17 protein-coding genes and 2 pseudogenes are annotated in these 17,967 nt (G+C 68.1%); 7 read left to right on the top strand and 12 right to left on the bottom strand.

Annotated elements, in window-relative coordinates:
- Positions 1 to 3: 3 nt before the first annotated feature.
- From QT17_RS08075 to aceB, 5 genes are all read right to left on the bottom strand, one after another.
- Positions 4 to 1,224, bottom strand: coding sequence for a glycerate kinase (locus QT17_RS08075; protein ID WP_039458817.1), 1,221 nt, complete (start codon positions 1,222 to 1,224; stop codon positions 4 to 6).
- A 14-nt stretch (positions 1,225 to 1,238) separates the two neighbouring features.
- Positions 1,239 to 2,522 (bottom strand): glycolate oxidase subunit GlcF, encoded by a 1,284-nt coding sequence (gene glcF, locus QT17_RS08080; protein WP_039458820.1) that lies wholly within the window; start codon positions 2,520 to 2,522, stop codon positions 1,239 to 1,241.
- 4 nt (positions 2,523 to 2,526) lie between these two features.
- Positions 2,527 to 3,579 (bottom strand): FAD-binding protein, encoded by a 1,053-nt coding sequence (locus tag QT17_RS08085; protein ID WP_039458821.1) that lies wholly within the window; start codon positions 3,577 to 3,579, stop codon positions 2,527 to 2,529.
- Positions 3,569 to 4,948 (bottom strand): FAD-linked oxidase C-terminal domain-containing protein, encoded by a 1,380-nt coding sequence (locus QT17_RS08090; RefSeq protein WP_039458824.1) that lies wholly within the window; start codon positions 4,946 to 4,948, stop codon positions 3,569 to 3,571. Before QT17_RS08090 ends, QT17_RS08085 begins: the two co-directional genes overlap by 11 nt.
- Before the next feature lie 78 nt (positions 4,949 to 5,026).
- A complete protein-coding gene (gene aceB / locus QT17_RS08095) occupies positions 5,027 to 6,589 on the bottom strand; it encodes a malate synthase A (RefSeq protein WP_039458827.1) in 1,563 nt (520 codons plus the stop codon).
- Between the two features lie 99 nt (positions 6,590 to 6,688).
- On the opposite strand from aceB, the gene QT17_RS08100 reads away from it, so the two are divergent.
- From QT17_RS08100 to QT17_RS08110, 3 genes and pseudogenes are all read left to right on the top strand, one after another.
- Positions 6,689 to 7,447, top strand: coding sequence for an IclR family transcriptional regulator (locus tag QT17_RS08100; RefSeq protein WP_039458830.1), 759 nt, complete (start codon positions 6,689 to 6,691; stop codon positions 7,445 to 7,447).
- A 59-nt stretch (positions 7,448 to 7,506) separates the two neighbouring features.
- A pseudogene (locus QT17_RS08105) lies at positions 7,507 to 7,842 on the top strand (heat shock protein transcriptional repressor HspR); the annotation flags it as partial.
- The gene (locus tag QT17_RS08110) at positions 7,839 to 9,158 is read left to right on the top strand and encodes a dipeptidase (RefSeq protein ID WP_039458837.1); all 1,320 of its coding nucleotides are present in this window, start codon (positions 7,839 to 7,841) and stop codon (positions 9,156 to 9,158) included. The pseudogene QT17_RS08105 and the gene QT17_RS08110, both read left to right, overlap by 4 nt.
- On the opposite strand, the pseudogene QT17_RS08115 reads toward QT17_RS08110, so the two are convergent.
- A pseudogene (locus QT17_RS08115) lies at positions 9,152 to 9,867 on the bottom strand (2-phosphosulfolactate phosphatase). The gene QT17_RS08110 and the pseudogene QT17_RS08115 overlap by 7 nt on opposite strands.
- 12 nt (positions 9,868 to 9,879) lie before the next feature.
- On the bottom strand, positions 9,880 to 10,530 hold the full coding sequence (locus QT17_RS08120) for a Crp/Fnr family transcriptional regulator (protein WP_039458841.1): 651 nt from the start codon (positions 10,528 to 10,530) through the stop codon (positions 9,880 to 9,882).
- Between the two features lie 48 nt (positions 10,531 to 10,578).
- On the opposite strand from QT17_RS08120, the gene QT17_RS08125 reads away from it, so the two are divergent.
- The 4 genes from QT17_RS08125 to QT17_RS08140 are packed head-to-tail and all read left to right on the top strand — an operon-like array spanning position 10,579 to position 13,667.
- Positions 10,579 to 11,208 (top strand): ABC transporter ATP-binding protein, encoded by a 630-nt coding sequence (locus tag QT17_RS08125; protein WP_039458843.1) that lies wholly within the window; start codon positions 10,579 to 10,581, stop codon positions 11,206 to 11,208.
- A 14-nt stretch (positions 11,209 to 11,222) separates the two neighbouring features.
- Positions 11,223 to 11,930 (top strand): purine-nucleoside phosphorylase, encoded by a 708-nt coding sequence (locus tag QT17_RS08130; RefSeq protein ID WP_039458846.1) that lies wholly within the window; start codon positions 11,223 to 11,225, stop codon positions 11,928 to 11,930.
- 1 nt (position 11,931) lies between these two features.
- Positions 11,932 to 12,747, top strand: a complete 816-nt coding sequence (locus QT17_RS08135) for an enoyl-CoA hydratase/isomerase family protein (protein WP_039458850.1) — start codon at positions 11,932 to 11,934, stop codon at positions 12,745 to 12,747.
- A gap of 44 nt (positions 12,748 to 12,791) precedes the next feature.
- On the top strand, positions 12,792 to 13,667 hold the full coding sequence (locus tag QT17_RS08140) for a phosphohydrolase (protein WP_039458852.1): 876 nt from the start codon (positions 12,792 to 12,794) through the stop codon (positions 13,665 to 13,667).
- Here QT17_RS08140 and QT17_RS08145 read toward each other — a convergent pair.
- From QT17_RS08145 to QT17_RS08165, 5 genes are all read right to left on the bottom strand, one after another.
- Positions 13,664 to 14,101 carry a DUF2267 domain-containing protein gene (locus QT17_RS08145; protein WP_039458855.1) on the bottom strand — a complete coding sequence of 146 codons (438 nt, stop codon included), beginning with the start codon at positions 14,099 to 14,101 and terminating at the stop codon, positions 13,664 to 13,666. The genes QT17_RS08140 and QT17_RS08145 overlap by 4 nt on opposite strands.
- Positions 14,102 to 14,181: 80 nt before the next feature.
- On the bottom strand, positions 14,182 to 14,388 hold the full coding sequence (locus tag QT17_RS08150; RefSeq protein WP_039458859.1) for a dodecin: 207 nt from the start codon (positions 14,386 to 14,388) through the stop codon (positions 14,182 to 14,184).
- A 9-nt stretch (positions 14,389 to 14,397) separates the two neighbouring features.
- Positions 14,398 to 16,044 (bottom strand): long-chain fatty acid--CoA ligase, encoded by a 1,647-nt coding sequence (locus QT17_RS08155; protein ID WP_039458861.1) that lies wholly within the window; start codon positions 16,042 to 16,044, stop codon positions 14,398 to 14,400.
- A gap of 58 nt (positions 16,045 to 16,102) precedes the next feature.
- Positions 16,103 to 17,056, bottom strand: a complete 954-nt coding sequence (locus tag QT17_RS08160) for an MBL fold metallo-hydrolase (protein WP_039458863.1) — start codon at positions 17,054 to 17,056, stop codon at positions 16,103 to 16,105.
- Entirely contained in the window at positions 17,053 to 17,943 is an 891-nt protein-coding gene (locus QT17_RS08165) for a phosphoglucomutase (protein ID WP_039458866.1), read from the bottom strand. Before QT17_RS08165 ends, QT17_RS08160 begins: the two co-directional genes overlap by 4 nt.
- Positions 17,944 to 17,967: the final 24 nt, after the last annotated feature.

A 17,967-nucleotide genomic window follows, 5' to 3' on the forward strand; every position in this document is an offset into this window, starting at 1 on the left:
CCTTCAGTCTACCAGGAGAAGGCGGAAATCGTTCAGGTTCGTGCCCGTGGGGCCGGTGACCAAGAGGGTGCCCACTTGATGGAAAAAGCCCAGGCCATCGTTCTCCTCCAGGAAGGGCCTGGGGTCCAGGCCCTTTTCCCAGACCTCAGGGGTGAGGAGGGCCCCCGCCGCCCCGCTATTCCCGTCCAGGCCGTCCGAGTCCGCGGCCAGGGCGTAGAGGGGGCGCTCCAGGTGGACGTAGAGGGCGAGGAGGAACTCCAGGTTCCGCCCCCCCTTGCCCTTTCCCATCACCCGCACCTGGGCCTCGCCCCCCGAAAGGAGGAAGAGGGGCTTGCGAAAGGGCACCCCGTGGCTCCGGATGGTTTCCGCAAGCTCGGCGTGGAAGCGGGCCAGGGCCCGGGCCTCCCCCCCGAAGCGGTCGGAGAGGACCACAGCCCGGTGCCCCTCCCGCCGCAGGAAGGCCTGGGCCGCCCGGAGGAGGTGGAGGTTCGCCCCCACCAGGCGCCAGGTGAGGCGCCTTAGCGCGGGGTCTTGGGGCTTGAGGGTTTCCGGAAGCCTTCCCTTGGCCCCCGCCTCCAGCACTTCCCGGGCTTCGGGGAAGGCGAGACCGTAGCGGTCCAGGACAGCCAGGGCCTCGGCGTAGGTGGTGGGATCGGGGTGGAAGGGCCCGGAGGCGATGACGCTGGGGTCGTCCCCCGGGACGTCGGAGAGGAGGAGGGCGTGGACCTTGGCCTTTGTGGCGAGGAGGGCCCGGCCCCCCTTGATGCGGGAGAGGTGCTTGCGCACGGCGTTGATCTCCTGGATGCTCGCCCCGCTTCGCAGGAGGGCCTGGGTGAGGGCCTGCTTTTCCGGGAGGCTTATCCCTAAAGGAGCGCACCAAAGGGCGCTCCCGCCCCCCGAGAGGAGGGCGAGGACCTTGGCCTTGGGGGATAGGGCCTTCAGGAGGCTCAGGACCTCTTCCGCCGCCCGGACGCTTTCCCCATCGGGCACGGGGTGGCGGGCGAAGACCGCCTTCAGGCCCAAGGGGTCTTGCCCCTGGGGCAGGGTGAGGTGGTAGGGGACCTCCCCATACCGGTCCAGGGCCGCCCGGAGCATGGGGGCCGCCGCTTTGCCCACGGCGAGGACCAGGTCGGGCCGGAAGGGGGGAAGGGCCCTTAGGGTGAGGCGGTAGGGGTCCGTGGCCTTCAGGGCCTGGTGGAAGGCTTCCTTCAGGAGGGCTTCCATCCCGCGCCCACTTGTCAAAGCCTGGTCCCCTGCTTCTCCCCGCTTAAGGGGTCCTTCCCCTCGTAGAGGAGGGCGAGGAGCTCCGCCGTGTGGAGCGCGGGGATGCCTTGGAGGTAGGCGCTGATCTGGGTGAGGCAGCCGATGTTGCCCGTGACCACCAGGTGGGGCTCCGTGGCCTTAAGGTTTTCCGCCTTGCGCCGGCCCAGGGCCTCGGCGATTTCCGGTTGGAAGAGGTTGTAGGTGCCGGCGGACCCGCAACAGAGCTCCCACTCCTTGGGCTCCAGGACCTCGAGGCCCGCTGCCCTTAAGAGCCTCCTGGGGGCCTCCCGCACCCCTTGGGCGTGGGCCAGGTGGCAGGCGTCGTGGTAGACCACCCTGAGGGGGGTTCTGGGGGGTGGGGGCGGGGTGAAGCCGAGCTCGTCCAGGAGGACGGTGAGGTCCTTTACCTTGGCCGCCAAGGCCCGGGCCGCCTCCTCCTCGGGCTCCCCCAGGAAGAGGAGGGGGTACTCCTTCATCCCCGAGCCGCAGCCGGCGGCGTTGCTGACCACGTAGTCCACATCTTGGAAGGCCTTTAGGTTCTTTCGGGCCAGGGCCCTTGCCCCCTCCTTGTCCCCAGCGTGTAGGTTTAAGGCCCCACAGCAGGCCTGCTCCCGGGCCACCACCACCTCAACCCCGTTTTCCTGGAGAACCCTTATGGTGGCCTGGTTGATGGAGGGCCTGAGCACCCTTTGGGCGCACCCCAAAAGGAGCCCCACCCGGGCCTTCCTTTCCCCCTTGGCGGGGTAGATCTCTAGGTAGGGGGCTTCCGTGGGAAGGCGCTCGGGGAGGAGGTCCAAGGGCGCCTTGAGGGGCTTGGGGAGGGGAAGGGGCTTTAAGAGGGGCTTGAGCCGGGTGGCGAGTTCCGCCAGGGGCCGGAAGCGCTCTGGGTGGGGAAGGGTGCGGAGGAGGGCCAGGCGGTAGACCCTTTCCAGGGGGTAGCGGTGGCGCTTCTCCTCCGTGTGGAGGCGGAAGGTGGCGATGAGCTCGCCGTAGGGCACCCCGCTCGGGCAGGCGGTGACGCAGGCCTGGCAGGCCAGGCACCGGTCCAGGTAGGGAAGGGCCTCCTCCAGGGGCAGGGCCCCTTCCAGGACCTCCTTCATGAGGAAGATCCGCCCCCGGGGGGAGTCCATCTCCTCCTGGAGGACCACGTAGGTGGGGCAGGTGGGGAGGCAGAAGCCGCAGTGGACGCAGGCCTCAATGGCGTGGGCCATCACCTCCCCTTCCTGGCCCAAGGCTTCCACGGGAATGCGGTGCTGCATGCTCTCACCCTAAGGGAAAGCAGCCCCGTGGGTCCAGGGCCCGTTTCAGCTTGGTGAAGAAGGCTTCAGGGGGCGGTGGGTAAAGGGGGTCTTCCGCCCCTTTGAGGACCAGGTGGGGAAGCCCCGCGCGCCTTAGGGCCTCTAGCCCTTCGGGGCCCGTGCCGGCGTAGAGGACCTCTCCGCCGTCCAGGTAGCGCCGGGGCCCCAGGGGAAGCCCCTCCAGCCGCGCCACCTCCTGGGGCTTGGCCGGCACCTTCACCCAGATGGGGCTTCCCTCCAAAAAGCGGAGGTCCCGCACCTCCTCCCAGTGGGCCCCGTCCTCCTCCAGGACCTCCGTTTGGGCCCCCCCCTGGGCCAGGAGGGCTTTTAGGCCTTCAAGACGGGCCTTTAGGCTTTTGGGAAACCCCCCCAGGCGGAGCTCCAGGGTGGCGGGGGGGACGAGGTCCAGGGCCAAGAGGTCCAGGGGGAGGAGGCGTAGCCTTTCCAGGGCGGAAAGGGCCTCGTTTAGGCTTGGCATCTTCGCCCGGAGGGTCCTCGTGGCCCTAGGGTAGGGGAAGACCTTGAAGGAGAGCTCCACCATGACGCCAAAAGCCCCCAAGGAGCCCACCATGAGGCGGTGGAAGGGGAAGCCGGCGGCGTTTTTCACCACCTTGCCCCCACCCCGCACCACCCTTCCCTCCCCGTCCACGAAGCGCACCCCCAGGAGGAAGTCCCTAAGGCCCCCATAGCGGTGGCGCAAGGGCCCGGAAAGCCCCGCCGCCACCGTGCCCCCCAGGGTGGCCCCCTTCCCCTTCAGGGGCGGGTGGAAGGGAAGGTACTGCCCGTGGGCCCTTAGGGCCTCCTCCACCTCGGCGATGGGGGTCCCGGCCCAGGCGGTGAAGACGAACTCCTCCGGGGTGTACTCCAGGATGCCGGAAAGCCCCGAAAGGTTCAGGCCCACCTCCCCCTCCCGGGGGGCGGAGAGGGCGGGCTTGGTCCCCCCGCCTTTGGGCCTCAAGCGGGGGTAGGCCCGCACCGCCTCCACCACCTCCCCCAGGGTGCTCGCCCTAACCTCCATGGACCACCTCCGGGAGGACCTTGCCCCGGTTGGCGAGGCCCTTGGGGTCTAGGGCCCGCTTCACCCGTTCCATGGCCAGGAGGTCCTCCGGGGCGAACATCTCCGGCATGTAGGCCTTCTTCTCCACCCCGATGCCGTGCTCCCCCGTGAGGGAGCCCCCAAGGCGCACGCAGAGCCTGAGGATCTCCCCAGCCAGGGCCTCCGCCCTTTCCAGCTCCTCGGGCTTCTTGCCGTCGTAGAGGACCAAGGGATGTAGGTTCCCGTCCCCGGCGTGGAAGACGTTGGCCACCCTGAGCCCGTGGGCCTGGGAGAGCCTTTGGATCTCCCTCAGGGCCTCTCCCAGTCGGCTTCGCGGCACCACCCCGTCCTGGACAAGGTAGTCGGGGGAAAGCCGGCCCACGGCGCTGAAGGCCGCCTTGCGCCCCTTCCAGATGGCCTGGCGCTCCGCCTCGCTCCCCGCCACCCGCACGGCGTAGGCCCCGCTTTCCCGGATCACCTCCTCCAAGACCTGGGCCTCCTCCGCCACCTCCTCCTTGGGGCCTTCCAGCTCCACGATGAGGAGGGCCTCCGCCTCCGGGTAGCCCGCCCTCACCGCCTTTTCCGCCGCCTCTATGGCCAGGCGGTCCATGATCTCCATGGCCCCGGGCAGAAGCCCCCGCCGGATCACCAGGCTCACGGCGTTCCCCGCCTCCTCTAGGCTCCTGTAAGCGGCGAGGAGGGTGTGGTAGGCCTCGGGCTTGGGAAGGAGCCTTAAGGTGATCTCCACCGCCACCCCCAAAAGCCCCTCCGTGCCCACGAAGAAGCCGTGGAGGTCGGGTCCCACCCCCTCTAGGCTTTCCCCCCCGAGGCGCACCACCTCCCCCTCCGGGGTCACCACCTCGAGGCCCAGGACGTGGTTCGCCGTCATCCCGTACTTCAGGCAGTGGGCCCCCCCGGAGTTGAAGGCCACGTTGCCGCCGATGGTGGAGACGGGTTGGCTGCTGGGGTCTGGGGCGTAGTAGAGGCCGAAGGGGGCCGCCTGGCGGGAAACCTCCAGGTTCACCACCCCGGGCTCCACCACGGCGATCCGGGCCTTGGGGTCCAGGCGCAGGATGCGGTTCATGCGGTTTAGGGCGAGGACGATCCCCCCCTCCACGGGCAAGGATCCCCCGCTGAGGCTCGTGCCGCTTCCCCGGGCCACGAAGGGGACGCCGTGGCGGTGGCAAAGCCGCACCACCGCCACCACCTCCTCCTTGCCCTCGGGCAGGACCACCGCCAAGGGGCGCTTGCGGTAGGCGGTGAGGGCGTCGGACTCGTAGGGGGCGAGGGCCGCCTCATGGGTGAGGACCCTGCCGGGCAAAAGGGCCTTGAGTTCTTCCAGAAAGCCCACGGCCTTCCTCCTTTCCTCCCACTTTAGGGCAGAAGGCGGGGGGAAGTCCCGCCCGCCCTCCCCTTGGCCCTTTGGCCGTTAGTCAAGGTACTCGTAGGCCACCAGGGTGAGGAACTCTATGAACTCCTCGGAGAGGACCAGCTTGTCCAGGATTTCTTCCGCCTCCTTGTAGCGCTCTTTTTCCCGCCCCCCGAGCTTGGCGAGCTCCTCCTCCTTCACCTTCCGGTAGAGCTCGGGGGTCACGGCGCGGCCGTCTTCCAGCTTGGCCTCCCGGTGGACCCACTGCCAAAGCTGCGCCCGGCTAATCTCGGCGGTGGCGGCGTCCTCCATGAGGTTGAAGATGGCGGCGGCCCCGTTGCCGAGGAGCCACTGGTTCAGGTACTGCAGGGCCACGGAGATGTTGTTCCTAAGCCCCGCCTCCGTCACCTTCCCCCCGGGGACCTCAAAGTTGAGGAGGTCCTCCGCCCGCACCTGGACGTCCAGGCGCTTCACGTGCTTCTGGTGGGGTTTGTCCCCCAGGTGGCGGTCAAAGACCTCTTGGGCCACGGGCACCAGGTCGGGGTGGGCCACCCAGGTGCCGTCAAAGCCCTGGGAGGCCTCCCGCTCCTTGTCCGCCCGCACCTGCTGGAAGGCCCGCTCGTTCACCTCGGGGTCCTTGCGGCTTGGGATGAAGGCGGCCATGCCGCCGATGGCGTGGGCCTCGTGGATGTGGCAGGACCTCACCAGGAGCTCGGTGTAGGCCTTCATGAAGGGCACGGTCATGGTCACCTGGGCCCGGTCGGGGAAGATGGGGGCGGTGGTGGCGAACTTCTTGATGCAGCTGAAGATGTAGTCCCAGCGCCCGGCGTTGAGCCCGGCGGCGTGCTCCTTCAGCTCGTAAAGGATCTCCTCCATCTCAAAGGCCGCCAGGATGGTCTCTATGAGCACCGTGGCCCGGATGGTGCCCCGGGGGATCTTCAGGTAGTCCTGGGCGAAGTTGAAGACCTCGTTCCAGATGCGGGCCTCGAGGTGGCTTTCCATCTTGGGCAGGTAGAAGTAGGGCCCGCTTCCCCGCCTTAGGAGCTCGTGGGCGTTGTGGAAGAAGTAGAGCCCGAAGTCAAAGAGGCTCGCCGAGATGGGCTCCCCGTCCACCCGCACGTGCTTTTCCACCAGGTGCCAGCCCCGGGGGCGCACCACCAAGGTGGCGGTCTTCTCCTTAAGCCGGTACTCCTTGCCCTCGGGGGAGACGAAGTCAATCTGGCGGCGCACGGCGTCGTAAAGGTTCTTCTGCCCCCGGATCACGTTGTCCCAGGTGGGGGAAAGGGCGTCCTCAAAGTCCGCCATGAAGACCTTGGCCCCGGAGTTCAGGGCGTTGATGATCATCTTGCGGTCCACGGGGCCGGTGATCTCCACCCGGCGGTCCAGAAGGTCCGGGGGGGCCTCGGCCACCCGCCAGTCCCCGCCCCGGACGAAGGCGGTTTCCTGAAGGAAGTCGGGCTTCTCCCCGGCCTTGTACCGCTCCCAAAGCTCGTGCCGGCGGGAAAGGAGCGCCTTGCGCACCGGGTTGAACTCCCGGTGCAGGGCCACCACGAACCGCAAGGCCTCTTCCGTGAGCACTTCCCCCAGGAGGGGATGGTCCTTGGTGATCTCCACGCCCTTCATGGTGGCCTGAGCTTACGGGGACCGGGGCGGGTTTGTCAATAGACGGAATGTTTTTTCGTATCTTGAAAAACTGGCGAGGCCGTGCTACCCTAAGGCGCCATGCCGAGACCGAGGGAAAAGGGCGCGAGCGAGGTCAAAACCCTAGAGAAGGGGCTTCTTGTACTGGAGGCCTTGGCGGAGGCCAGGGAGGCGGGGCTTTCCGCCCTGGCCGAGGCCACGGGGCTATCCAAAAGCACCCTTTACCGCCTTCTCCAGACCCTGGTGCGCCGAGGCTTCGCCGTGGAGGAGGGGGGCGTGTACCGGGTGGGGCCCAAGGCCTTCGCCGTGGGCCAGGCCTACCCCAGGCCCGGCCTCCTCTCGGCGGCGCGCCCCGAGATGGAGGCCTTGGCGGCGGAAACGGGGGAGAGCGTGAACCTGGCGGTGCCCATGGACGGGGAGGCCCTCTACCTGGACCAGGTGGAGGGAAGGCAGCTCGTGCGCCTTTTCACCGCCCCGGGGAGCCGGGCTCCCCTCCACGCCACCGGGGTGGGGAAGGTGTTTTTGGCCTACAGGGGGGTGCCGGAGGGCCTACGCCTCACCCCCTTCACCCCCCACACCAAAACCCGCCTCGAGGAGCTCCTCTTGGAGCTCAAGGAGGTGCGGGCCCAGGGCTATGCCCTGGACAACGAGGAGAAGGAACTGGGGGTACGGTGCGTGGCCGCCCCCGTCTTCGGCCCCACGGGGGAGGTGGTGGCGGCCATTTCCCTTTCCGCCCCGGCCAGCCGGCTTTCCCTGGAGGCTGCCCGCCGCCTCGCCCCCCGGGTGAGGGCGGCGGCCCAGGGCGCCTCCTTGCGCCTGGGGTTTTCAGGGGGCGTATAATGAAAAGGGTTAGAGTGGTTTAGCAGGGGGAGCTTAAGGCCATGGACAGGGTCACGGACAAGGACCGCCCCGTGTACGTGATCAGCGTGGCGGCGGAGTTGGTGGAGATGCACCCGCAGACCCTGAGGCTTTATGAGCGGAAGGGGCTCATCAAGCCGAAGCGGTCTGGGGGTAAGACGCGGCTTTACTCGGAGCGGGACATTGAGAAGCTAAGGGAGATCCGCCGCTTGACGCAGGAGCTTGGGGTGAATTTGGCGGGGGTGGAGGAGATCATGCGGCTCAGGGCCGAGCTGGAGGCCCTCCAAGCCCGCTTTGAAGCCGAGGTGGCGCGGCTTCGGCTTCTCCTCCTGGAGGAGGGCAAGGCCTTGGCGGAAGAGGGTAGCATGGGGGCGTGAAGACCCTTGACCCCCTACTGGAGTTCCTTTCCATCCCTTCGGTATCCACCGACCCCGCCCGCAAGGAGGAGGTGCGGCGGGCTGCCTTTTGGCTTAAGGAGCGCCTTCAGGCCCTAGGCTTTGCCGCCGAGCTCCACGAAACCCCCCTCCATCCCATCCTCTACGCCGAGCGGGTGGTGGACGAGGAGGCCCCCACCGTCTTGGTCTACGGCCACTACGATGTCCAGCCGGAGGACCCCCTGGAGCTTTGGGAAACCCCGCCCTTTTCCCCGGTGGTGCGGGATGGCCGGATCTACGCCCGGGGCGCATCCGACGACAAGGGGCAGCTTTGGGCCCACGTGGCCGCCCTGGAGGGCCTCACCGCCCGGACCAACGTCAAGTTCCTGGTGGAGGGGGAGGAGGAGATCGGAAGCCCCCACCTCCTCCCCTTCGTGCGGCAGAACCGGGAAAAGCTCCGGGCGGACGTGGTGCTGGTTTCCGACGGGGCCATGTTCGCCCCCGAAACCCCCACCCTCACCTATGGCCTGAGGGGGCTTTGCTACCTGGAGGTGCGCCTAAAGGGGGCCCGGCGGGACCTGCACTCCGGGGCCTTCGGCGGGGTGGCGCCCAACCCCATCCAGGCCCTGGGTTGGCTCCTCGCCCGCCTCAAGGACGAAGGGACGGGGAAGGTGCAGATCCCGGGCTTCTACGAGAAGGTGCGGCCCGTGTCCGAGGAGGAAAAGCGCCTTTGGCCCTCCTTGGACGAGGAGGCCCTGAAGGGGGAGCTCGGGGTGGAGGTCCTCCCGGGGGAGGAGGGCTACACCCCTTTGGAGCGGCTTTGGGCCAGGCCCACCCTGGACCCCAACGGCGTGTGGGGCGGCTACCAAGGGGAAGGCTCCAAGACGGTGATCCCCAAGGAGGCGGGGATGAAGCTTTCCATGCGCCTGGTGCCGGACCAAGACCCCGAGGAGGTGGCGGATCGGACCGAGGCCTACCTCGAGGAGATCCTTCCCCCCGGGTACCGCCTGGAGGTGCGCCGCCTCCACGGGGGGAAGCCCGTCCTCACCGATCCCTTTAGCCCCCCCATGCGCCTCATGGCCCGGGCCTTGGCGGAGGTCTGGGGCAGGCCCCCCGTCTACGCCCGGGAAGGGGGGACGATCCCCGTGGTGGCGGAGCTTCAGGAGGCCCTGGGCGCCCCCATCGTCCTCTTGGGCCTGGGGCTTAACGACGACAACCTGCACGCCCCCAACGAGAAGTTTGACCTCATCAACCTGGAAAAGGGCATCGCCGCCATAAGGCGCTTCCACGAACTTTTGGCCGAGGAGGGCCTTCAGTAGGCCCGCTTGAAGATGAGGGCTTCCCCCACCCTCCCGGAAAGGAGGGGCACGGCGGCGCTTTTGGCCACCTGGGCGCAAAAGGGGACGTCCCCCTCCAGGCCCACCCCCTTCAGGGCCAAGGCGGCGGCGGAGAGGCTTAGGGCCTCCAAGGGGTCCTGGTAGGCCCGCTTCACGGCCAGGGCGATGCGGGCCCCGTCCTCGGGCTCCACCTCTCCCAAAAGGCCCAGGTACTCCGAGAGGACCCCGGCGGTGTAAAGGTCGTCCAGCCCGGCCCGCCCCTCTTTACCGGCGCAGAGGATGGCCACCTCCTCCGTGGCGAGCTCCTTGGCCAGCCGGGCGGCGGCATGGGCGTTGTAGAGGGAGGCCAGGAGGACGTGCTTGGCGGTCTTGGCGGCGGCGTGGGCCGCCTTGGTGCCGTTGGTGGTGCTCATGACCACCACCTTGCCCCCCACGGGGGCTTCCAGGGCTTCCCGGGGGGAGTTGCCCAGGTCAAACCCGGGAGGCTTCAGCCCCCCACCTCCCCCGCCAGGACCACGTCCTCGTCCTTAAAGGCCCGGGCCGCCTCGAGGCTATCCACCAGGTAAAGCGCCTCCGCCCCCGCCTCCAGGAGGCAGGCGGCGGTGGTGGTGGCCCGGATCACGTCCACCACCAGGACCACATCGGGGTACACCACCCCTTCGCTGGGAAGAACGTCCACCCTGAGGCGCAAGGCACACCTCCCCTAGACCAGGCCGAAGGCCACCTCTTCCAGAAGCCGGAAGTCCTTCACCTCCACCTGCCCTGGGGCCAAGGACAGGATCCCCTTCTCCTGCAGGCTGTGCAGGACCCGGGTCACCGTTTCCCGGCTCGCCCCCGCCAGGGCAGCCAGGTCCTGGTGGCGCAGGCGGAAGCGGGGCCCGTGCCCTTGGCGGTGGAGCTTGAGGAGGGCGTAGGCCACCCGGCTTTGCGCCTCCTCAAAGGCCAAGAGGTCCATCTCCACGTTGAGCTCCCGTAGCCTTCGGGCCAGGATGCGGGCGAGGTTGTGGGCCAATAGGGGCAGCCGGCGGATAAGGGCGAAGTAGCTCTCCCGGTAGAGGGCGAGGACCTGGGCGTCCTCCTCCGCCTCGGCGCTGGCGCTCCGTTCCCCCCCGTCCAGGAGGCTCATCTCCCCGAAGACCTCCCCGGGGCCCAGAAAGCCTAGGGTCTTCTCCTGCCCCCCCAGGTGGGTGCGGTAAAGCCGCACCCGCCCCGCCTCCACCAGGTATAAGGCCTGGCCCAGGTCCCCCTGTTGGAAGATGGTCTTCCCTTGGGGGAAGAAAAGGGGCTGGAAGTAGGAGCGGGCGAGCGCTGCCTCCTCCGGCGTCAGGTCCTGGAACAAGGGGCTTCCCCGCATCGGTCCTACTCTAACCGAGCCTTCATCTTTTGCCTAGAGGATGAGAGGGTGCGCCCGGTCCTCGAGGTCCAAAACCTCGGCTTCGCCTACGCCAACGGCCCTCTTTTCCAAGGGCTCTCCTTCCGGTTGGAACCCGGGGAGGCCCTCGCTGTGCTTGGGCCCTCGGGAAGTGGCAAAACCACCCTTCTCCACCTCCTTGCCGGGCTTCTTCCCTTGCAGGAGGGGGAGGTCCTGTGGGAGGGAACGCCCATCCGGGGCCTTAGGGAGGAGGCCCTGGCCCGGCGCCGGCTTCGCTTTTTGGGCCTCGTTTTCCAGCACCACTTCCTTTTGCCCGAGCTCACCGCCTTGGAGAACGTCCTCGCCCCCGGGTACCTGGTGGGACGGGTGGACCGGGCTTGGGCCTTTGCCCTTTTGGAGCGCCTGGGGCTTGGGGCGCGGGCGGGCTTTCTTCCCCAAAGGCTTTCCGGGGGGGAGCGCCAGCGGGTGGCGGTGGCCCGGGCCCTTTACCCGAGGCCTAGGCTCCTCCTGGCGGACGAGCCCACGGCGAGCCTGGACCGCCGCCAGGCCCGGGAGGTCCTCGCCCTCATGCGGGCGCTTTGCCAGGAGGTGGGCGCCGCCTTGGTCCTGGCCACCCACGACGAGGGCCTGGTGGAAGGGCTTCCCGCCCTCAGGCTGTAGTATCCTTAGGCGGTATGAGTCCCATCCACGTGCGGGGCAAACCGGGGGACGTGGCGCAAAGGGTTCTCCTCCCCGGGGACCCCGGCCGGGCGGAATGGATCGCCAAAACCTTCTTGGAAGACCCCGTGGTTTACAACACCCACCGGGGGCTTTTGGGCTACACCGGGCGCTACCGGGGGGTGCCCGTTTCCGTGCAGACCACGGGGATGGGGGCTCCCTCCGCCAGCATCGTGGCGGAGGAGCTCATCCAGCTTGGGGCCCGGGTCCTCCTGCGGGTGGGCACCTGCGGGGCGGTGGACAACGCCTTGGCCCCGGGGGACCTGGTCATCCCCCAGGGGGCGGTGCCCTTGGACGGAGCTACCCGCCAGTACCTCGGGGGGCTTCCCTACGCCCCCGTGCCCGACCCCTTCCTCTTCCGCGCCCTTTGGGCCAAGGCGGAGGAGCGGGACTACCCCCACCACGTGGGCCTGGTGGCCACGGAGGACGCCTTTTACGCCACCACCCTCGAGGCGGCCCGCGCCTGGAGCCGCTTTGGGGTTTTGGCCTTTGAGATGGAGGCGAGCGCCCTCTTCCTCCTGGGCCGGATGCGGGGGGTGAAGGCGGGGGCCATCCTGGCGGTTTCCAACCGCATCGGCGACCCCGAGCTGGCGCCTGCCGAGGTGCTCCAGGAAGGCATCCGGCGCATGGTGGAGGTGGCGCTTCTCGCCCTTTTGGAGGTGTAGCATGGACCACGAGCACGAGCACGAGTTCATCCTGGAGATCCCCGAGTTCCAGCACCTCTCCTACGAGGTGGAGGGGAACATCGCCCTGGTGACCCTAAGGCGGCCCGAGGCCCTAAACGCCCTTTCCCGCGAGGTCTTGGAGGAGCTCGCCCAGGTGGCGGAGGTGATCCACCAAGACCCCGAGGCCCGGGTGGCCATCTTCACGGGGGAGGGAAGGGCCTTCGCCGCCGGGGCGGACCTCAAGGAGATCGCCGCCCTCAAGGATCCCTTCATGGCCCGGGAGTACGCCCTTTTGGGCCAGCAGGTCTTCGCCGAGATCGCCGCTTTGCCCATCCCCACCATCGCCGCCATCCACGGCTACGCCCTGGGGGGCGGGCTGGAGCTGGCCCTGGCGTGCGACCTCCGGGTGGCGGCCAAGGGGGCCAAGCTCGGCCTTCCCGAGGTGGGTCTCGGGCTCATCCCCGGCTTTGGGGGCACCCAGCGCCTGCCCCGCCTCATCGGCCGGGGGCGGGCCTTGGACCTCATCTTCACCGGGCGGCACGTGGAGGCGGAGGAGGCCCTCATGCTGGGCCTCGTCAACCGGGTGGGGGAGGACGCCCTGGAGGAGGCCAAGAAGCTCGCCCAGAAGATCCTCAAAAACGCCCCCATCGCCCTGGCCCTGGCCAAGGAGAGCGTGGTGCGGGGCGAGGGGCTAGACCTGGCGGAGGCCTTGGAGATTGAGGCGGACCTCTTCGGCTACGCCGCCGCCACCGAGGACATGAAGGAGGGGGTGAGGGCCTTCCTGGAAAAGCGGGCGCCGGAGTTCAAGGGGGAGTGAGTTCCTTTCCCTCGCCAGGGCCCGGTGTAAGGTGAGGGGTGCGCATGACGGGAGAACGCGTGGTCCACGTAGCTAGCCCCAAGGCCAAGCTCTACGCCGAGGCCGACCAGGCCATCCGGGAGCGCCTGAAGCCCTTTCCCAAGGCCCTTAGGGCCTACGAGCTCCTGATCCAGGACCCGGAGGCCCGGGCCGGTTGGAACATGGCCAACTACATCACCATGCGCAAGCTGGGCTACAACGACCACGGCCGGGTCCACGCCCTCCTCACCGGGGCGGCGGGCGTGGCCATTTTGGGCCTTCTGGCCGAGGCGGGGGTGCGGCTGGACACCCTTGAGTCGGGGGCGGGGGATCTGGAGGACGCCTACGTGGTGGTCCTCCTCTCCACCATGCTCCACGACCTGGGCAACCAGGTGCACCGGGACCACCACGAGGCCTTCGGGGTGAGCCTGGCCCTCCCCATCCTGAACCGCATCCTGGAGAGGATCTACCCCGACCCCGAGCAGCGCACCGCCCTCCGGGCCCTCATGCTCCACAGCATCTACAGCCACGACCTCTCCCCCGAGCCCCTCACCATAGAGGCGGGCATCACCGCGGTGGCGGACGGCACGGACATCACCAAGGGCCGGGGGCGGAAGGCCTTCGCCCTGGGGAGCATAGACATCCACTCCATCAGCGCCCTGGCGGTGGACGAGGTGCGGATCCTGAAGGGCGAAAAGGTCCCGGTGGAGATCCAGGTGACCATGAACAACTCGGCGGGGATCTTCCAGGTGGAGGAAACCCTCACCAAGAAGGTCCTAAAGAGCCCCTTGCGCCCCTACGTCACCGTGGTGGCCATGACCGAGCCCAACGGGTCCCAGGACCAGCGGATCGTCCACCGGGTGCGCCTGCACGAGACGGAAGACCGCTTCGTCCTGGACTAGCTTGCCGGCCAAAGCTCGCGGAGCTCCTTGGGCAGGAGCTGGCGCACGTCCTGGATCTCGCCCTCCGACACCTTTTGCCGCAGGACCTTGAACACCGCCCGGGCCGCTCCTTCCGGGTCCACCGCCACCCCGGAAGGGGTTTTGAGCTCCCGGGCCACGTGGGCCAGGAACTCCTCCTTGTGCCGCTCCTTAAGGGGTTTACCCGTGGGGTCCCAGCCCTCGTAGTAGATGCCCCGGATGAGCATAGGGAGTTGCGCCCCGAGCTGGGCCACCTCCTCCACGGGCAGGCGGTCCCGGAGGGCGTGGAGGACGGCCCGAAGGGCCATGTAAGCCCGGTGACGGTCCTCCGTGCCCAGCTCCTCCATGATGGCCTTGAGCCAGGTGTGGGTTTTGTGGAGGGTGGCGTCAAAGACCTCCAGACCGGTGGCGCTCATACCCCTTCACCCCCCTTACCTTTAGCCTATCCCTTGAGCGGAGGCGTGTAAAGGAGGTGGCGCTTTCGGAAGGAAGGTGGCTATTCCTCCAGGCGGAACCCCACCTCCAACACCACCTGGTACTCCTTCACCCCCTCCGGGCCGATGGTGCCCCGGATCTCCTTGACCTCAAACCAGTCCAGGTGACGAAGGGTTTTCTGCGCCCGCTCCAAGGCGGTTTGGATGGCGCCCTCGAGGCCTTCCCCGCTCGTCCCCACCAGCTCCACCTTCTTGTAGACTTTGCCCATTTTCCTATTCTACCGCCTTTGCCCCACCTCCTTGGTGAGTTCCCGCTTGAGGATCTTCCCCACGCTGGACTTGGGGAGGCTATCGCGGAAGGCGATGATGCGGGGCACCTTGTAGGCGGCGAGGTTTTGGCGGCAGAAGGCCTCAATATCCTTTTCCGTCACCTTGCCCCTGTACTCGGGTTTTAGGACGAGGAAGGCGGCCACGGTCTCGCCGCGGTAGGGGTCGGGGACGCCCACCACGGCGGCCTCCTGGACGGCTTCGTGCTGGTAGAGGACCTCTTCCACCTCGCGGGGGTAGATGTTGTAGCCCCCGGCGATGATCAAGTCCTTTTTGCGGTCCACGATGTAGAAGTAGCCGTCTTCGTCCATGCGGGCCATGTCGCCGGTGTAGAGCCAGCCGTCCCTGAGGGCCTTTTGGGTTTCCTCGGGGCGGTTCCAGTAGCCTTTCATGACGTTGGGGCCCTTGACGATGAGCTCGCCCACCTCGCCCGGGGGCACCTCCCGCCCCTCCGCGTCCACCACCTTCGCCTCCACCCCCGGGAAGGGGAGGCCCACGCTCCCGAGCTTTCTCGGGCCGTGGAGGGGGTTGCAGTGGGTCACGGGGCTGGCCTCGGTGAGGCCGTAGCCCTCCACCAGCTTGGCCCCGGTGAGGGCCATGAAGCGCTCCGCCACCTCGAGGGGCAAGGGGGCGGAGCCGGAGATGCAGGCCCGGACGCTTCTTAAGTTCCGCTTCTCAATCCCGGGGAAGTTGTTGAAGGCCACGTACAGGGTGGGCACCCCCGGGAAAAGGCTTACCTGGTGCTTCTCAATGGCCTCCACGATGGGCCCGATCTCGGGGCGGGGGAGGAGGACCAGCTTGGCCGCCCCCAGGAGGGCCAGGTTCATGGCCACGGTCATGCCGTAGACGTGGAAGAAGGGGATGGCCCCCAAGACCACCTCCTCCCCTTCCCGGAAGTCGGGGATCCAGGAGCGCACCTGCAGGGCGTTGGCGGAGAGGTTCCGGTGGGTGAGCATGGCCCCCTTGGCCACCCCGGTGGTGCCCCCGGTGTACTGCAAAAGGGCCAGGTCGTCCAGGTTAAGGGGCACGGGGTTGGGGGTGCCGGACTTGAGGAAGCGCCGCCAGGGGATGCCCTCGAGGGTTTTGGGCCACTGCCCCTTGCGCTTGAGCAGGAGGGGGTAGAGGAGGTTCTTGGGAAAAGGGAGGTAGTCCTGGATGCCCGTGCGCACCAGGATGCGCACGGGAACTTCTTCCTTCACCTCTTGGTAGCGGGGAAGGAGCTGGTCCAGGATGACCAAGGCCTTGGCCCCGGAGTCCTGAAGCTGGTGCCTGAGCTCCCGGGGGGTGTACATGGGGTTGGTGTTCACCGCCACGCCCCCCGCCAGGAGGGCGCCGAAGAAGGCCACCACGAACTGGGGGGAGTTGGGGAGCATGATGGCCACCCGGTCCCCCGGCTTCACCCCCGCCTCCTGCAGGCCCTTGGCGAAGGCCTCCACCTCCCGCCACAAGGCGGCGTAGGAAATACTTCGCCCCAGGAACGCCAAGGCCACCTTGTCTGGGTAGCGGCGGGCGTTTTCCCGCAGGGCCTCGGTCAAAAGCCGGGGCGCGGGGGCCTCCTTGGGGACCCCAGGATCGTAGTGTGCGTACCAAGGATGCATGGCACCTCCTTGAACCGGGTCAAAGTTTACCCCCCGTTCCCCATCCGGGCAAGGGGCCCTAGACCCGGAAGTAGCGGTAGGGGGGGCCTTCCCGGCCCACCAGGCCCTCCGCCCGCAGGTACTCCAGGTGGGCCAGGGTTTCGGCGAAGGCGAAGCGGCGCCCGGCGGCGTCCAAATCCTGGGGGAAGAGGAGCAGGGAAAGCTCCCAAGCGTTCTTGGGGCCTTCCAGGTGGGCCAGGAGGCTTTGCAGACGCTCCTCGTGGTGGGCGAGAAGCTCCTTGGCCCGCTTCCGAACGTCCCGGATGGGGCCGAAGTGCCCCGTGTGGGCCACCTGGGCGGGGAGTTCGGCCAGGCGCTTGAGGGAGTCCAGGAAGTCCTTTAGGGGGTTTTCCCGGGTGTAGGCCCAAAGGCCCACGTTGGGGGAGACGTGGTCCAAAAGGGCGTCCCCCGCCAAAAGCACCCCCTCTTCCTCCAGGTAAAAGGCCACGTGCCCGTCGGCGTGGCCCGGGGTCCAGAGGACCCGAAGCCTTCTCCCCCCCACCTCCAGGACCTCCCTGTCCCTAAGGGGCACGGGGTTTTGCGGCGGGTGGACCCTCTCGCGGGTTTTGGCCATGGTTTCCCGGATGCCCAGAAGGGCCTCCTCGGGGGTGCCGTGCTCCCGGAAAAGCCGCCAGGAGGCTTCCTCAAAGGCCTCCGGGACGAGCCAGAAGCGGTGGCCCCGGCCGAGCTCCTCCTCGTGGAGGAAGACCCGGGCCCCAAGCCCTTCAAAGAAACCGGAAAGCCCATAGTGGTCGGGGTGGTGGTGGGTGAGGAGCACCGTCTTGATGTCCTGGAAGCAAAGGCCGAGCTCCGCCAAATAAAGCTCCAGGCTTCCCCGGGCGGTGCGGGTGTCCAAGGCGGTGTCCAGAAGGGCCACCTCCCCGTCCCCCCGGAGGAGGTAGAGGTTCACCGCCTTCAAGGGGTAGGGGATGGGCACGGGCAGGAGGAAGACCCCGGGCAGGATCTCCTTCATAGGAGGGCCCCCAGGAGGAGGAGGGCGGCGAGGAAGGGGTCGGGTTCCTTAAGGTGCCAGGGGAAGCGGAAGCCCCCTTCCCCGTCCCCTTCCACCGCCTTACCGCCCAGAACTTCCTTCAGGTGCCCCAGGGTGGCCTCGTCCCCCAAGGGCTCCCCGCCGGGGAGGTAGACCCTTAGGCGGCAGGCGTCCCCGTCCAGGGCCAGGCCCAGGGTGGGGGGCTCTTGGGCCTTGAGGAGGACCTGGAGGGTTTTTAGGTGTTCCGGCTTTGGGTCTGGGTCCACCCCGTAGAAGAGGGGGTGGGGGAGGGGGTGGAGTTCCCGGAGTTCCGCCTCGAGGCCAAGGAGCCTCCACACCCCGGGCAAGACCCCGCCTCCCGCTCCCCCCATGGCGTCCAGGTAGACCACGCCCTTTTTCTTGGGCACCTCTCCGGCGCTTTGCGCCAGGTGCCCCATATAAGCCTTCTTGACCTCCAGGGGGGCGAAGCGCCCCCGGGCCTCCGGGGGGGTTAGGAAGGGCACCGCCTCCCCGGGAAGGGGTTTTCCGGGCCCCAGGCGGAGCTTGACCCCCTGGAAGCGGGCGGGCCTGCGCCCGGCGGTGAGGTAAAGCCCCGCCGCCTCCTGCCTCTCCAAGGCGAAGCCGAAAAGGGGAAGGGGAGAAGGCCCGGGAAGGAGGAAGGTCTCCAGGCCCAAGGCGGAAAGCACCCCCGCCGCCTCCTCCGCCATCTCCCGGGCCAGGAAGCGGGCGTCGTGGCCCACCACAACCCGTCCTATGCCTTCCTCCTTCAGTCGCTCGCCAAACCCCGCCGCCAAGCGTGCCAAAGTGGCGAAGGTGAAGTCCCGGGCGAGTTCGCCCAAGAAGCCCTCCTGCGTGGGACGAAGCTCCATGTCCTAGAGTCTACCGCGTGGTAG

It is taken from the genome of Thermus sp. 2.9, from assembly GCF_000794385.1.
GTDB classification, from domain to species: domain Bacteria; phylum Deinococcota; class Deinococci; order Deinococcales; family Thermaceae; genus Thermus; species Thermus thalpophilus.